The organism is Spirosoma soli (assembly GCF_042684525.1).
Classification (GTDB): Bacteria; Bacteroidota; Bacteroidia; order Cytophagales; family Spirosomataceae; genus Spirosoma; species Spirosoma soli.
In genome coordinates this window covers 17,008-31,856 of record NZ_JBHULN010000026.1, presented here as the reverse complement: position 1 = coordinate 31,856, position 14,849 = coordinate 17,008, and the positions used below count along the sequence as shown (strand labels likewise).

Here is a 14,849-nt window from a genome sequence, read left to right as displayed (position 1 = left end):
TTTTACCTTGTTTCTTTGCCTAATCATCGTCCGATTCTGGACAATTACTTACTTGAAATCGGACAGATTTTTCGGCAATCATGCAACGAAGTATCCTTTTTTATCATCTTCACATAAATTAAAAATCATTTCAACCATGAAAACCTTTGCGTTAGCACTACTCATACTCACGGGAATCAACACGGCAGATAGCGACTGGAAAAAAGAACGTACTGTTTCAGGCTTCACGGGGTTAAACGTAACTAGTGGCATTGATGTGTATCTGACCCAGGGCGACGCTGAAAAACTGACTTTCGACGTGAAAGGCGTTGAGGAAGACGAAGTTAAATCAGAAGTTAAAAACGGGGTTCTCCGTCTGTACATCGACCGTAAAGGCAAGAACTGGGGCTTTAATTTTGGACGAGACAACTACGTTAAAGCGTACGTTACGTTCAAGAAACTAACCAGTTTGCAAGCGTCGGGCGGGGCCGATGTGTTTGGGCAGGGCCGCTTAACCTTCTCAGATTTAAACCTCGAATCGTCGGGCGGGTCGGATGTAAAATTGGACCTCAAGGCCGACGAGCTGAACGTGTCGGCTTCGGGTGGTGCCGACGCCGTTTTGCAGGGTACGGCTCGATCACTCAACGCACACGGATCAGGTGGAGCCGATTTGGATGCTCGCAAACTGACCGTTGAGGTGTGTAATGCGAACTCGTCAGGTGGTTCCGACGTGTACGTAAACGCCACCCGTGAACTAACCATGAAAGCATCGGGTGGATCGGACATCTATTACTACGGCCCCGCCAAAGTACTCACCAAAAGCGAATCAGGCGGGTCTGACATTTCAAAGCGAGATTAGAAAAAGAGCGAATGAGCGAACGAGTGAACGAGTGAATTGGTAATTTTGCTCTTTCACTCTATCGCTCATTCACTCTTTTGACACCAACAATAGGCATTCTTGGCGGGGGGCAACTTGGTCTGATGCTTCTGCAAGCCGCTATCGACTGGAACCTCCGTGTTCATATTCTTGATCCCGATGCTGAAGCCCCCTGCCACGCGTTATGTACTCAGTTTGTACAGGGTTCGCTGACAGACTACGAGACCGTTTATCAATTTGGGCAAACTGTTGACGTATTAACTATCGAAATCGAACGAGTTAATGTTGATGCACTGGAAGCCCTCGAACGCGAGGGGAAGCGGGTATTTCCGCAACCGGCAGTGATTCGTACCATTCAGGATAAACGGCTGCAAAAGCAGTTCTACCGCGACCATAACCTTCCGACTGCCGATTTTATACTGACCGACAACCGGGCCGACGTAACGCAGCACAGTGATTTTCTGCCCGCTTTTCATAAACTCGGCCGCGACGGGTACGACGGTCGTGGTGTTCAGCGAATTGCCTCAATATCAGACGCAGACAAAGCATTCGATGCACCTGGCGTATTAGAAAAAGCGGTTGATTTTGAGAAAGAGTTAGCCGTTATCGTTGCCCGTAACGAACAAGGTCAGGTGCAAACCTTTCCCACGGTTGAAATGGTTTTTCACCCCGAACTGAACCTGGTCGAGTATCTGTTTGCTCCCGCTGATGTTTCAGACGAGATTAACCAACAAGCGCAGGAAATAGCCCGACAAACCGCAGATGCGTTTGGCATTGTGGGTCTGTTAGCCGTCGAATTGTTTTTGGATAAAGCGGGAAACGTGCTCATCAATGAAGTTGCTCCGCGTCCGCACAATAGTGGCCATCACACAATTAGAGCAAACGTTACGTCCCAGTTTGAACAACACTGGCGGGCTATTCTGAACTTTCCACTTGGCGACACGAGTGCTTACCAACCAGCTGCTATGGTAAACCTCCTCGGCGAAGAAGGCTATACTGGCCCAGCCGTTTATGAAGGATTGGAAGCCCTACTAAGCATGCCGGGCGTGTTTCCATTCTTTTACGGTAAGGCTCTTACGAAGCCTTACCGCAAGATGGGACACATAACAGTTATGGACGCAGACATGGAGCAGCTGCGCGAGAAAGTAGCTTTGGTAAAAGGAAGCATCCGGGTGATCGCCTGATGCCAGGCTTATTGATTGCTTATTACCTTCTCTCGTAACGGGTCTGGTACTGACCGCGTTTTAGAATTAATTCTTGCCTGGTTAACGACACAATTTCCGTTGGTGGTTCAGGTTGGCAGGCAATTAGTGTTGGACACGGGGTACCACCGTACGTAATATCAAGAAAGCTACCCTGCTGCTTGTATTTATAAGCCGTCAAGCATCCGCAGCCCATACCAAAACCAGATAATAGACCCTCTCTGGTAAACACAACCTTCGATCTGGATACAGTCGGGATGCTCTCCCACGAACCAGCCTGGAAAGACCGGGCTGTGGGTTCCCAGCTTCCTACCAGATTTGGATGTACCCCTTCCTTATCGCAAGCAACAAGCGCCAGAAGAAATAAAAGTAAGATTTTGTTCATGGGAGTAATTCATTAAGTTAAGCTACTGTATTCTCTAATGTGCCAATACTGTCAATAGTGATGCGAATCTTATCGCCTGATCGAAGCGTGAAATCATCGGGAGGCACAATGCCCGTGCCAGTCATGAGGTAGCAACCAGCAGGAAATGAGCATTCGCGAAACAAAAACGACACGAGTTCGGTGTGCTGTCGCTTCATTTGATTTATGGCTATGCTATTCGTAAACGCGGCCTGATCGTCGCGGATGATTTCCAGTCGAATTTGTGTTGCGGGTGAAATTGGCGATTCTGGAACGTAAAGACAGGGTCCCAGAGCGGCACTCCCGTCGTAAGTTTTAGCCTGGGGCAGATAGAGCGGGTTTTCGCCTTCAATGCTCCGAGAGCTCATATCGTTGCCACAGGTGTAGCCAACAATTTTCTCTTCCGACGTAATGAACAGCGTTAACTCTGGCTCGGGTACGTTCCAGGTTGAATCCTGTCGAATCCGAACGGCACCACCCGGGGCAACAACGCGTTCAGGGGTTGCTTTAAAGAACAGCTCAGGCCGTTCGGCATCGTAAACGCGATCGTAAAAGGCAGATGCACCCCCGGTTTCCCCTCCCGCCTTTTTCGACTCCTCCATACGAGCGTCGCGACTGCGTAGGTACGTAACGCCCGACGCCCAAACCTCCTGCCGGCCAATGGGAGCCTGTAGCTGCGTTTCTGTCCATTCCCGATACTCGTCAGAAGGCGTTGCATCAGCGAGTCGCTGACGCAAAAACTCATGTAAGTCATCGCGGTTTACGAGTGTATCCCAGTCGTCAGATAAAGCAAGGTAAAATTGGTTCTCGTGTTCGACAACAATGCCGGAGCGGGTTTTGTACAGTTTCATAAAGGACGTAAGGATTTGAGGGCAATTATAGAGTAAACTCACGACTTTTCTGGACAAAAAGTGTTATCTTAGGTAGTTCACTACCCAGTTCAGATGCTGCAAAAAACCAGGGGTATTGCCCTCAGCTATATTCGATACCGCGAAACATCCATTATTGCCCGCGTTTATACGGAAGAGTTTGGCCTTCAAAGCTATATTGTCAACAGTGTCCGCACAGCCCGAAGCAAGAATAACCGTATTGCTCTATTTCAACCCTTGACGTTGCTGGAGATGGTTGTCTATTTCAAGAATGACCGTGACCTACACCGGCTTTCGGAAGTAAAAACGAATCATCCGTTCCAAAGCCTTCCCTTCGAGGTGGCTAAATCTACCATTGCGATGTTCGTGACGGAGATACTTAACAAAGTGCTGAAAGAAGAAGCGGGTAGCCCGATCTTATTCCGGTTTCTAGTTGACTCGGTATTGTTTTTGGAAGAGGCCCGGATGAACTACGAGAACTTCCATCTCGCGTTCCTGTTGAAATTATCGTTCTTTTTGGGATTCGGTCCGGAAAGTGCCCGTGAATTTGAAAACCAACTTCAGGAAAACTCATACCCATTCCTGCTTGATCCTGAAATGACGACGGCATTGAACACCATGCTCCGTCAGCCGCTAGGCACTCCTATTGCGCTAACCCGTTCAGCCCGGAACGAACTGCTGGATGCATTGGTGGCTTACTACCAAATCCACATTGATTCGGTCGGCGAAGTGAAGTCGGTGCCGGTATTGCGGGAGGTGCTAGGATAACGCGGGTGAAAACCCGCGATGGCTAAAAAATAGAATTGCGGGTTTCCACCCGCGTTACTAGATCTTCCGTTTCAGCTCAAAATGCTGGCCCAGATAGAGCCGCCGAACCTGTTCATCATTCGCCAAATCTTCGGCACTCCCCTGCTTTAAGATTTTACCTTCAAACAGTAGATAAGCCCGGTCAGTGATCGACAGCGTTTCGTTTACGTTATGATCGGTAATGAGAATACCGATATTTTTGTGCTTAAGCTTCGCTACGATACTTTGAATATCTTCAACGGCAATGGGATCTACACCAGCGAAAGGTTCATCGAGCAAAATGAACTTAGGATCAACGGCCAAAGCGCGGGCAATCTCCGTACGTCGGCGCTCTCCTCCTGACAGCACTTTGCCTTTGCTCTTGCGAACATGCGTAAGACTAAACTCTTCGAGTAGCTCCTGGACCTTTTCCTTACGCTGATTTTTCGGCATATCAGTCATTTCGAGTACCGCCAGCACATTTTCTTCGACTGACAAATCTCGAAACACCGAAGCCTCTTGTGCCAGGTAACCTAAACCAAGTCGTGCCCGTTTATACATGGGCAGGTCTGTCACGTCGATATCATCGATAAATACCTTCCCGCTGTTGGGCTTTACCAAGCCTACAGCCATATAGAATGATGTAGTTTTACCAGCGCCATTTGGTCCTAGTAAACCCACAATTTCACCCTGAGCAACCTGGTACGATACGTTATTATTAACAAATCGGGCTCCGTATTTCTTAATTAAATTTTCGGTTCTAAGAATCATTTTACATTAATCAATCCGCTTGATTTGAGCCTGTACAGCCAACACAAAATCAACGAAAACCTCAAGACCAGTCGCAATCTGCTCTACCGTTAGCATGTTCAGTTCAAGCATCTTTTTTCAAGTCCTGCCCCATTCATGAACACCGAATATCCTTCAACATCAATTGTAACGAAACGTTCCCGTTGAAGAAGTTCTGCTCAACCTGGTAGCAGATCGAGAAAGGCTTACCCATTTGAAGCTGATCGGCCATGTGTGCTAAACCAAAACCGACAGCCGTCAACGTATGCCCCGTTCTACTTTGGCGTACATTAATTTTCAAGTGCTTTTCCTTCATAACAATCGGATCGCTGACTAAATACACGTCATCCGTCATAAACGTTGGCGGCATATTATGCGGTCCGAACGGTCCCATCTGCTTCAAAATTCTGGCGAGCTTGTCGTTAATTTCGCTGAAGTCCATGGGCAGATCGACCTCTACCAAGGGCGTCAGGTGCTCTTCCTTTATTTTACGAGAAACGACTTCCTCAAACTTCCGCCGAAACGCATCAATGTTGTCTACGGGCATCGTCATACCAGCCGCGAACGTGTGTCCCCCAAACTGCTCCAATAAATCGGCGCACTCTTCAATAGCTTCATACACATCAAAACCGGGCACCGAACGCGCCGAACCAGCTGCTTTATCATGCGACTGCGTCAGTATGATCGTTGGCCGGTGGAAATGTTCAATACATCGTGATGCAACAATACCAATGACTCCCTTATGCCAGGTAGCATCATAAAGTACCGTCGACTTAGCCCGCACCATGGCTTCACTTTCCCGAATCATGGCCAGCGCCTGTTCGGTAATGCTACTATCAAACGTTTTGCGATCGTTATTGTGCTTGTTAATGGCCATCGCGAACTCGTCGGCCTCTTCTTCCAATTCAGCCAACAGAAGTTGCACGGCGGCTTTAGCGTGCTGTATACGTCCGGCAGCATTGATACGGGGACCAAGACCAAACACTACGTTCGTAATGTCTAAACTGTTCTTAAAGCCAGCTACCTTAATTAACGCTTTTAAACCGGTTCTGGGTGCCGAGTTAAGATATTTTAACCCGTAGTGCGCCAAAACGCGGTTTTCACCCGTGATGGGCACGATGTCTGACGCGATACTAACAACGACCAGATCGAGGTATGGATACAGTTGATCAAGTGGGATTTCCTTGTACAGGCAAAATGCCTGCAACAGCTTGAAGCCGACGCCACAACCACTTAACTCTTTGTAAGGATATTGGCAATCGTCGCGCTTCGGATCAAGTACAGCCGCAGCATCAGGGAGTTCAGTACCTGGCCGGTGGTGATCACAAATGATGAAATCGACCCCAAGCGCCTTAGCTTCAGCTATCCGTTCAATCGATTTAATACCGCAGTCGAGCGCAATGATCAGCGAAAAACCGTTGTCAGCTGCCCATTGAATCCCCTGTCGCGAAATGCCGTATCCTTCTTTATATCGGTCAGGAATATAATAATCTATCTTTGCATGATAGTTTTTCAGAAAGCCGTAAACCAGAGCTACAGATGTCGTGCCATCTACGTCATAATCGCCGTAGATGAGAATTTTCTCCTCTCGCTCGGGCAGCATGGCCATTTGCAGACGGGCAATAGCCCGGTCCATGTCCTTCATTGCGAATGGATGATGCAAATGATCGATTTCTGGCCTGAAAAACGTACGCGCTTCGTCGTAGGTATGCACTCCCCGCTGAACCAGTAGGGCCGCCAGAAAGGGGCTTATGCCAAGCGACTGGGTGAGCGACTTGATAGCAACGCGTTGTTCCGCTGAATCAGGAAAAGGCTTGGTAATCCATCGTTTGGGCGGAGGTGTCGGCTGGGCTATCATAAATGCAAGATAAATCCGTTTTTAGAAAAACGTTGCGTCTATGTTCATTTTGCTTTCATTTCTCAGCCTATTTCTGTCTGGTAGCTCTGATCGGCCCTCCCCCAAAAAAGCGAATTTAAAGGTTGACGTTCAGAACGTTCGTGCGCCGAAAGGAGCAGTCTACGTTGCATTGTTTCACTCAGAAAATAGTTTCCCACAGGGAAAGCCGATGGAAGGCAGGAAGCTGAACATTGACGGGAAAAGCGTGCAGACTACGTTTTCTGTCGAGCCCGGCGACTATGCAATTGCCGTCTATCATGACGAGAATGGAAACGGTAAGATGGATAAACGGATGTTTGGTATTCCTAAAGAGCCGTATGGGTTTAGTAATAATTTCCGCCCAACTATGTCGGCCCCTAAGTTTGTCGACTGCAAGTTCACCGTTAGCGACGGAAGTAAAACGGTCAGTATCAAGCTAGATAGCTTCTGATTAGGCTTCTGTTCTATAATCTGCCTGAGGCCAGCGTGGCTCCCTGGCGACTAATGATCTCAGATGGGTCAAATTAACTTTAACTAATCTGGAGGACATTCTACCAAAAATCCAAAAACTTTTAGTACTTTTGTCCGGCAAATAACATCACCTGTTTATTTGCCATGAGCTTAGATACCAGCAAGTTTCTTTACGAGGCTCTCACCTACGACGACGTGCTGCTCCTACCTGCCTATTCGGAGGTACTCCCACGCGACACGAAGACCGTCACCCAACTTACCCGCAACATTCAGCTAAACATTCCGCTCATCTCGGCGGCTATGGACACCGTCACTGAGTCGGCGTTGGCTATTGCTATGGCGCAGGAGGGCGGCATCGGTATTATTCACAAGAATATGACTGTGGAAGCCCAGGCCGACCAGGTCCGCAAAGTCAAGCGTTCAGAAAGCGGGATGATCATTGACCCCATTACGCTCTCCGAAACCGCTACGTTGACTGATGCGCTCAAAATCATGCGCGAATTTAAAATTGGCGGTATTCCAGTAGTCGACGAAAACGGTAAACTGGTTGGTATCTTAACCAACCGTGACCTCCGTTTTCAGAGCGATTTAACGAAACCCGTTACCGATATTATGACCCGCGAAAAGTTAATTACCGCGCGGGAAGGGCTCACCTTAGAAGAAGCCGAAGAAATATTACAGGAGTATCGGATTGAGAAGTTACCTATTGTCAACGATGACTACCAGTTAGTTGGGCTTATTACGTATAAAGACATTCTCAAAAAGAAAAGTCATCCAAACGCTTGCAAAGATGAACTGGGCCGATTGCGCGTTGGAGCTGCCGTTGGCGTAACGCCTGACTTGATCCGACGTATTGAAGCGTTGGTGAAGGCTGGCGTTGACGTCATTAGCGTTGATACGGCCCACGGCCACTCCAAGGGTGTTCTGGATGCGGTTCGTAGCATCAAAGAACGGTTCCCTAAGTTGCAACTCATGGCCGGAAACGTAGCAACCGGCGAAGGTGCTAAAGCGCTGGCCGACGCGGGTGCCGATGCTGTGAAAGTTGGCGTTGGTCCCGGTAGCATTTGTACCACCCGTATCATTGCCGGCATTGGTATGCCTCAGTTGACAGCTGTTTACGAAGCCGCCAAAGCCTTGGAGGGAACCGGTGTACCCGTTATTGCTGACGGCGGAATCCGATTCTCGGGCGACATTACCAAAGCGCTCGCCGGTGGAGCCAGCACCGTTATGATTGGTTCGTTGCTTGCCGGGACAGAAGAAGCGCCTGGAGAAGTGGTGCTTTATGAAGGACGTCGGTTTAAGACGTATCGGGGTATGGGCTCCGTAGAAGCAATGGAAGACGGATCGAAAGACCGTTATTTCCAGGATGCAGAAGACGATATTAAGAAACTTGTTCCAGAAGGAATCGTGGGTCGAGTGCCCTTTAAAGGTCATGTATCGGAGATCGTCTATCAGATGGTCGGTGGCTTAAAGGCGGGCATGGGTTATTGTGGAGCAGTCGATATTCCAGCTTTGCAACAGGCTAAGTTTGTGAAAATCACTACGGCTGGTTCGCGCGAGAGCCACCCACACGATATTTCGATTCAGAAAGAAGCGCCTAACTATTCGGCTCGTTAACGAATCATAAAGTCACAATTAAAAGGAGCTAAGTCACAATTAAAAGGAGCTGGCAAGTGATTGCTGACTCCTTTTTGTTTTTCTGTAAACCGTTTTTCACTAAACCCGTTGTCAATGTAACTTAACCAAATAAAAGTTAAGCTATGCAATCTTATGGAAAAACGTACCATTGGCAAGTCGAATTTGTCAGTAGCTCCCCTAGCCTTCGGCGGCAACGTATTTGGCTGGACGGCCGACGAGCCGACCTCATTCCGTTTGCTAGACGCTTTTGTAGCCGCTGGCTTCAACCTAATTGATACAGCCGACGTGTATTCGCGTTGGGTACCGGGTAACAAAGGCGGAGAGTCAGAAACGATTATCGGTAAATGGGTTAAACAGAGCGGTAAGCGCGACCAAGTAATTATCGCTACTAAACTCGGCGCTGAAATGGGCCCCGATAAGAAAGGCCTGTCTAAACAGTACGTTCAAAGTGAAGTAGAGGAGTCGCTACGTCGGTTGCAAACCGATTACATTGACTTGTACCAATCTCACTACGATGATCTGAGTACGCCCGTTGAAGAAACGCTCGAAGCCTTTGGCGAGTTAATCAAGGCTGGTAAAGTGCGGGTGATTGGGGCGTCAAACTTTTCGCCCGAACGATTAACCGAATCCTTAGAAGCCAGCGCTAAACACGGCTACCCTGCTTATCAAAGTTTGCAACCGGAATATAATCTCTACGACCGGGAGAAATTTGAGACGCAATATGAGCCAATTTGTCAAAGATATGGCTTAGGGGTTATCAACTATTACTCACTGGCCAGCGGTTTTCTAACGGGCAAATACCGCTCAGTTGATGATTTATCAAAGAGTCCACGAGGCCAGGGCATCAAAAAATACCTGAATGACCGCGGAGAACGTATTTTGAAAGCAATTGATGAAGTAGCCGCTCAATATACCGCCACCCCTGCGCAGATTGCATTAGCCTGGCAAATGGCCCGTCCAAGTATAACAGCTCCTATTGCCAGCGCAACTAGTGTTGAGCAGTTGAGTGATCTGACAAAAGCCGGCGAATTAAATCTAGATCAATCAGCAATCGACAAACTGACAACCGCGAGTGCCTACTAAGAATTGAGTAGCCTTTGATTATCATCTGTTACCAAACAGCGGTTGATGGCAACAATCTCTCAAGATCTTGCCACCGCGAAGCCGTCAGGTCGGAGGTGTTTGCTTTTTGCAAAAAACATAACCTCATCAGACGGCTTTTGCGTTGGCTAAAACCAACTCGAACAACCTCTGAACGCAGCACCGTTTCCTGGACAATACGCGGTTTGTTCCTTTACTCGAACGGGTCAACGCACTGAAAGTCCCTTTGTATCTACACCTAACATTGTGCCCGACACCGGCGACATTGTTATCCAGCCACCATTGCAGGCGCTTTACGTTAGTTCTGTAAGTAGTTGATCTAAACCGGTTTGGCCAGGTGCCCATCAAAACCGGCCTCCTGCGTACGTCGTCTATCTTCTTGCCCATGACCCGTCAGGGTGATCAATACTGTTTTTTGCCCATCGGTGACTGACGGATCTGCCGACTCACTTCGTAACCATCAAGTTCAGGCATGCCAATAAAGGATTACCTCCGGTTGCAAACTTTCAAAAGCTCGACAGCGTGTCGGCTGCGTCGCGGTTGTGGTCTGCTCTGTTTTCCTCGCCTGAATGGTTAGCCTACTACTTCTTAACTGAATATTCTTGCATTACTTTCTTGAAATATCGCCCCTGTCGGGTTGGCGTATAATTCCAGTCGGTGAACATCATGGGAGCCCATTGCGGATCGAACACCCAAACGATATACGAAATGCCATTTGTATCGCAGTACCTGGTAATCGCGTCGCCGTACGATTCGTCGCTGATGACGGGGACGTGAGCGCCTTTGTCATCTGGTCCGCAAAAGCCAATTTCGGTTAAAACGACCGGGTATTTTTTGGCGACATACCCCCAGTCGGCGGTCCATTTATCTTCCCAGGGCTTTTCGCGCTTCATCGGATACGGGTGGCTTACGTACGCAATTCCTTCGGCGTTGATCGGGTTCTTTGCTACTTCGGTCAAGTCATACGCCCAGTTAAAACCGGCCACCAGCGGAATAGCTTTGGCCCCATTAGCCCGAATGATGGTAATAGTTTCCTCCATCAGCTTCTTCCACTCTGGCCAGCTACAAGTACCTAACTTACCAGTCATAACGGTCGGCTCGTTGAACAGTTCAAAAAAGGCAACCGTCGTGTTGTCCTTATAATGCTCAGACATAGTGCGCCAAAACTCGAACGTCTCCTTTTGGGTGGTTTCATACATCGGACTCTGATACATCTCATTTTTCAGATTACCAATGCTATGCCAATCAATGACGACGTATAGCCCCAGCTCACCCGCCCAGGTTACGCCCTTATCCAGCAGTTGCAGATACTGTTCTTTGCCACGACTACGCCAGGCCGTCGGGTGCACTGGGAACCGAACGAGCGTAGCACCCCAGCGCTTCATTTCCTCAAAATAAGACTTGTCCCAATGACCACTCTTTTCGAGTTTATCGGGATCGCTGGCGTTCAGGCCGTGGAAGATGATTGTTTTGCCATCAGCCGTAACAAACTTATTACCCTGCACTCGCAGCTGACTGAGTTTAGGTACCTGCGCAGACGCTTGGATGATACTGAATGAAAGAAACAGAAACAGATGAACCAATAGACACTTCATTGAGGAACGTATTGAGTACTAAGTAATAATTTGTTGAGGGCTTGTATTCTTGCCAACAATGAATGGCATTAGTTGAAAATTCAAAATCAAAAATTGGTGTCAGCATTTTTGAAATTCATTTCCTTAATCCAAATGTTTCGGTAAAGTACGTCGTGGCCTTCAGCTTGTAATTTTAACCCACCGGGGACATCAGTGATGCCTTTACCGCCATCATTGCCACCGTCGATGCCGGAATTTGGACCACCCCAAACCTGACTGATTGGCTGGTTAGTATGCACTTTTTTACCGTTGAAATACATCGATACCAAAGCTGGTTCAGTACGTTTGCCATCCTGAAAACGGGCCGCCCGAAATTGGATGTCGTAGGCATTCCATTTGCCTATGCCGTTGTAAGCGTAATACGGCGAGGGCGATTCGTTAATGACCGCACCGATGCCATGCGAGGTTGTGTCGCCATCGAAGATCTGAATCTCGTAGCGGTTTTGCAGATACACACCACTGTTTCCGCCTGGCTTGCTAACGTAGAACTCTATGTGTAGCCTGAAGTCACGGTAGGGCTTTTTCGTGACGATGTCGGCCGCACCGTATTTACCGCCAGCCGCTGCGGGGTCGTTACTATTCATGACAGTACCAGTGCCGGTTGGATCTTTTTCGATCTGCCACTTGATGGGTAAGGTAGCCGCCAGGCGAGGTCCTTGCCAATACGTCCACTTTTCATCGAGCGTTTTGCGTGAGCCGTCAAAGAGCGTTTCGGCTCCTTTGGGGGCTTTAACGCCAAGCCCTACCGGCTCTTCAGTCTCAGGAATCATAGCAATGCTTATGGCCAGGAGCAACAAGGCAGGAAGCAGGTTAAATTTATTGGCGAATGGCTTCATATGTAGTCTTGGTAGTTTATAAAGATTAAGATTTGTTTGGGTTAACGATAGCGATGTTGAGTGTAGTCTGGAGACTACCGTACCGGCGGAACCAGAAGCTCAATGCATCCTGCATTGTCTTAAACTTACTACTGCTTCTCCAGCTTCTTCAACGTTTGCTGAATATAGCCTTTTGATAGCCAGTTTGTCCCCATCATCACGCCTTCTATGTTTCGTGTCTGGTTGATGTCGTTCAGTGGATTACCATTGAGCAAAACCAGATCGGCTACGTTGCCAACCTTAATAGTGCCCGCATCAGGCTTGTTGAGATACGACGCTACGTTGACAGTACCCGTGCGCAAGGTTTCATAGGGCGTAAGACCAGCATCCACCATGTACTTCATCTCGTGGTGGATAGAAAAGCCAGGTACGTTGAAAATCTGGGGAGCGTCGGAGCCTAGCAGCAGCTCAACGCCGTTCTTCTGACACTCGGCAATGAGTTGTCGGCGAATCTGAATCAGCTTTTCGGCGTGTTCTTTCGAAAAGTTTGGATTGCTATTATAGTTATTTTTAGTCTTCACCCAGTTCTGCACATCCTGCGGTTTCATGTATTTCATTTCCGGATCGTTGATGAACGCGTCGGCCGTAAGCGGAGACAGCCAACGTTCGGCCAACGCCTGTGTTGGTACCACCCGAACGCGGTTTTCGCGTAAGCCCTTCACGAGTTTCGGAATTTGCGACGCATCAGCCCGGTAGGCGATCCAGGACGCGAACAAGCCCGTTTCCTGTTCGGCCAGCGTATCAACGCCCGGCGTAATGGCTTCGACAAACCCGTCCAGGTGATCAATCGACGAGTATTTTGCGTCGATCGCCCGCCAGACACCCACGTTAAACGAAACGTGCCCAACGAACGGAATTCCAACTTCCTGTGCCGTCCGGGCAATGGCCGGAAAGGTTTGGTTAGTTAGGCCGGGGTGCAGTTTCAAAAAGTCATATCCGGCGGCTTTCTGCTCCCGCACCATTTCGGCACCCCGTTCCGCAGTTTTCACCGATTGTCCGTTAAACGAGGGCCCCGTAGCATAAAAATGCGGCCCCAAGATGTCGCCGTTGTTGATTTTGCTACGTAACTCAAGGTGTCGGGGGTGCCCCAACATACCCCGAATGGTTGTGATGCCGTTGGTAAGGTAAAGCATCAGCACCTCTTTCATTGGCTCAATATCGTCGATGGGTGGTACGTGCGCGTGCATTTCGGCCCAGCCGGGTAGCAGGTATTTCCCTTTGGCCTCCACAAGCAGCGCATCTTTACTGAATTTGGTATTGGCCGCGTTCCCCACAGCCGTTATCTTTCCATTTCGGGTGACGACTGTCTGATTTTCAATGACTCGCTCGCGATCCATGGGAATTACGTTGACTCCCTGGAAAACAATATCGCGCGGACGATTGCTGACTAGCTCCTGTGCCAGGGCTGGTGAGCCAAGCGCGATAAATAGAAGGCAAATAAAGCTTCGCATGTAAGAAAAGGATTAGCTTTATGGATAAGCTCACTGGTGTGGCCCACTCACGAACGAACTAAGCTATGAAAATTAAAGCAATCATAACAGGGGCGACTGGTATGGTCGGCGAAGGCGTATTGCACGAATGCCTGCAACATCCTGATGTTGAACAGATCCTGGTCATTAATCGTAAGCCCGGTGGCGTATCGCATCCAAAATTAAAAGAAATCATTCATAGCGATTTCTTCAACTTGTCCCCTATTGAGAATCAGTTGACAGGTTATAATGTCTGTTTTTTCTGTTTAGGCGTATCGTCGGTCGGCATGAAGGAAGACGACTACCGCCGGTTAACCTACGATCTTACCTTACACGTAGCAGACACCTTAGCCAGGCTCAATCCAGACATGACGTTTGAATACGTATCGGGAGCGGGCACCGATAGCACTGAACAAGGTCGGGTTATGTGGGCGCGGGTGAAAGGGACCACTGAAAACCACCTCATGCGACTACCCTTTAAAAAGGCGTATATGTTTCGGCCGGGCTTTCTGTTAGCAACCGAAGGAGCAAAGAATGTAAAGAGCTACTACAAGTTCATCACCTGGATTTACCCGCTCGGCAGAATGATTTTTCCCGCCGGATTCTCGACATTACAGGAATTGGCGCAGGCTATGATCAAGGCCGCTACGCAAGGCTACGAAAAGCCAGTTCTGGAAGTAAAAGACGTAGTTAAGCTAGCTAAGGCTTGACAACCAACCCCTTGTCTACCAGTCAATAAGAGTAGCCCTGGCGTAAAATAAGATTATAATTAATCAAGAATGCGTAGTTCTGCTTTGAGGTTATACGAACCAAAAGAACAGGCCCTGACTGAATTATAACGGCTCAATCAGGGCCTGTTCATGTAATACACACGGCTAAA

At 48.6% G+C, this 14,849-nt stretch carries 14 protein-coding genes; 7 read left to right on the top strand and 7 right to left on the bottom strand.

The features are described 5' to 3' along the window. The first annotated feature begins 136 nt into the window (after positions 1-136). Both ACFSUS_RS26975 and ACFSUS_RS26970 read left to right on the top strand, forming a co-directional pair. Positions 137-838: a head GIN domain-containing protein gene (locus tag ACFSUS_RS26975; RefSeq protein WP_381527830.1), complete on the top strand. Its 702-nt coding sequence runs from the start codon at positions 137-139 to the stop codon at positions 836-838. A gap of 77 nt (positions 839-915) precedes the next feature. After that, entirely contained in the window at positions 916-2,040 is a 1,125-nt protein-coding gene (locus tag ACFSUS_RS26970) for a 5-(carboxyamino)imidazole ribonucleotide synthase (protein WP_381527828.1), read from the top strand. Between the two features lie 22 nt (positions 2,041-2,062). Here ACFSUS_RS26970 and ACFSUS_RS26965 read toward each other — a convergent pair whose 3' ends face one another. Both ACFSUS_RS26965 and ACFSUS_RS26960 read right to left on the bottom strand, forming a co-directional pair. Beyond that, a complete protein-coding gene (locus ACFSUS_RS26965) occupies positions 2,063-2,443 on the bottom strand; it encodes a hypothetical protein (protein ID WP_381527826.1) in 381 nt (126 codons plus the stop codon). Between the two features lie 17 nt (positions 2,444-2,460). Next, positions 2,461-3,312: a fumarylacetoacetate hydrolase family protein gene (locus tag ACFSUS_RS26960; protein WP_381527823.1), complete on the bottom strand. Its 852-nt coding sequence runs from the start codon at positions 3,310-3,312 to the stop codon at positions 2,461-2,463. A gap of 93 nt (positions 3,313-3,405) precedes the next feature. Between ACFSUS_RS26960 and recO the strand changes: the two genes are divergently transcribed. Beyond that, positions 3,406-4,098: a DNA repair protein RecO gene (gene recO / locus ACFSUS_RS26955; protein ID WP_381527821.1), complete on the top strand. Its 693-nt coding sequence runs from the start codon at positions 3,406-3,408 to the stop codon at positions 4,096-4,098. Between the two features lie 57 nt (positions 4,099-4,155). On the opposite strand, the gene lptB is transcribed toward recO, so the two are convergent. Together lptB and recJ are read right to left on the bottom strand one after the other, a co-directional pair. Continuing rightward, positions 4,156-4,887, bottom strand: a complete 732-nt coding sequence (lptB, locus tag ACFSUS_RS26950) for an LPS export ABC transporter ATP-binding protein (protein ID WP_381527819.1) — start codon at positions 4,885-4,887, stop codon at positions 4,156-4,158. A 133-nt stretch (positions 4,888-5,020) separates the two neighbouring features. Further along, complete coding sequence (gene recJ, locus ACFSUS_RS26945) at positions 5,021-6,763, bottom strand: single-stranded-DNA-specific exonuclease RecJ (RefSeq protein WP_381527817.1); 1,743 nt, start codon at positions 6,761-6,763, stop codon at positions 5,021-5,023. A 40-nt stretch (positions 6,764-6,803) separates the two neighbouring features. Between recJ and ACFSUS_RS26940 the strand changes: the two genes are divergently transcribed. From ACFSUS_RS26940 to ACFSUS_RS26930, 3 genes are all read left to right on the top strand, one after another. Beyond that, a complete protein-coding gene (locus ACFSUS_RS26940; protein WP_381527815.1) occupies positions 6,804-7,232 on the top strand; it encodes a DUF2141 domain-containing protein in 429 nt (142 codons plus the stop codon). 164 nt (positions 7,233-7,396) lie between these two features. Then, complete coding sequence (gene guaB / locus ACFSUS_RS26935) at positions 7,397-8,869, top strand: IMP dehydrogenase (protein WP_381527813.1); 1,473 nt, start codon at positions 7,397-7,399, stop codon at positions 8,867-8,869. 153 nt (positions 8,870-9,022) lie between these two features. Continuing rightward, entirely contained in the window at positions 9,023-9,973 is a 951-nt protein-coding gene (locus ACFSUS_RS26930; protein WP_381527811.1) for an aldo/keto reductase, read from the top strand. A gap of 599 nt (positions 9,974-10,572) precedes the next feature. On the opposite strand, the gene ACFSUS_RS26925 is transcribed toward ACFSUS_RS26930, so the two are convergent. From ACFSUS_RS26925 to ACFSUS_RS26915, 3 genes are all read right to left on the bottom strand, one after another. After that, a complete protein-coding gene (locus tag ACFSUS_RS26925; protein ID WP_381527809.1) occupies positions 10,573-11,586 on the bottom strand; it encodes a glycoside hydrolase family 5 protein in 1,014 nt (337 codons plus the stop codon). 86 nt (positions 11,587-11,672) lie between these two features. Further along, positions 11,673-12,461, bottom strand: coding sequence for a 3-keto-disaccharide hydrolase (locus ACFSUS_RS26920; protein WP_381527807.1), 789 nt, complete (start codon positions 12,459-12,461; stop codon positions 11,673-11,675). Positions 12,462-12,589: 128 nt separating this feature from the next. Further along, the gene (locus ACFSUS_RS26915; RefSeq protein ID WP_381527804.1) at positions 12,590-13,951 is read right to left on the bottom strand and encodes an amidohydrolase family protein; all 1,362 of its coding nucleotides are present in this window, start codon (positions 13,949-13,951) and stop codon (positions 12,590-12,592) included. A 65-nt stretch (positions 13,952-14,016) separates the two neighbouring features. Between ACFSUS_RS26915 and ACFSUS_RS26910 the strand changes: the two genes are divergently transcribed. After that, positions 14,017-14,679, top strand: a complete 663-nt coding sequence (locus ACFSUS_RS26910) for an NAD-dependent epimerase/dehydratase family protein (protein WP_381527802.1) — start codon at positions 14,017-14,019, stop codon at positions 14,677-14,679. Positions 14,680-14,849 lie beyond the last annotated feature (170 nt).

Coding starts and splice junctions, on each gene's coding strand:
- ACFSUS_RS26975 (WP_381527830.1), top strand. CDS start 137: ATGAAAACCTTTGCGTTAGCACTACTCATACTCACGGGAATCAACACG.
- ACFSUS_RS26965 (WP_381527826.1), bottom strand. CDS start 2,443: ATGAACAAAATCTTACTTTTATTTCTTCTGGCGCTTGTTGCTTGCGAT.
- ACFSUS_RS26960 (WP_381527823.1), bottom strand. CDS start 3,312: ATGAAACTGTACAAAACCCGCTCCGGCATTGTTGTCGAACACGAGAAC.
- recO (WP_381527821.1), top strand. CDS start 3,406: ATGCTGCAAAAAACCAGGGGTATTGCCCTCAGCTATATTCGATACCGC.
- lptB (WP_381527819.1), bottom strand. CDS start 4,887: ATGATTCTTAGAACCGAAAATTTAATTAAGAAATACGGAGCCCGATTT.
- recJ (WP_381527817.1), bottom strand. CDS start 6,763: ATGATAGCCCAGCCGACACCTCCGCCCAAACGATGGATTACCAAGCCT.
- ACFSUS_RS26940 (WP_381527815.1), top strand. CDS start 6,804: ATGTTCATTTTGCTTTCATTTCTCAGCCTATTTCTGTCTGGTAGCTCT.
- guaB (WP_381527813.1), top strand. CDS start 7,397: ATGAGCTTAGATACCAGCAAGTTTCTTTACGAGGCTCTCACCTACGAC.
- ACFSUS_RS26930 (WP_381527811.1), top strand. CDS start 9,023: ATGGAAAAACGTACCATTGGCAAGTCGAATTTGTCAGTAGCTCCCCTA.
- ACFSUS_RS26925 (WP_381527809.1), bottom strand. CDS start 11,586: ATGAAGTGTCTATTGGTTCATCTGTTTCTGTTTCTTTCATTCAGTATC.
- ACFSUS_RS26920 (WP_381527807.1), bottom strand. CDS start 12,461: ATGAAGCCATTCGCCAATAAATTTAACCTGCTTCCTGCCTTGTTGCTC.
- ACFSUS_RS26915 (WP_381527804.1), bottom strand. CDS start 13,951: ATGCGAAGCTTTATTTGCCTTCTATTTATCGCGCTTGGCTCACCAGCC.
- ACFSUS_RS26910 (WP_381527802.1), top strand. CDS start 14,017: ATGAAAATTAAAGCAATCATAACAGGGGCGACTGGTATGGTCGGCGAA.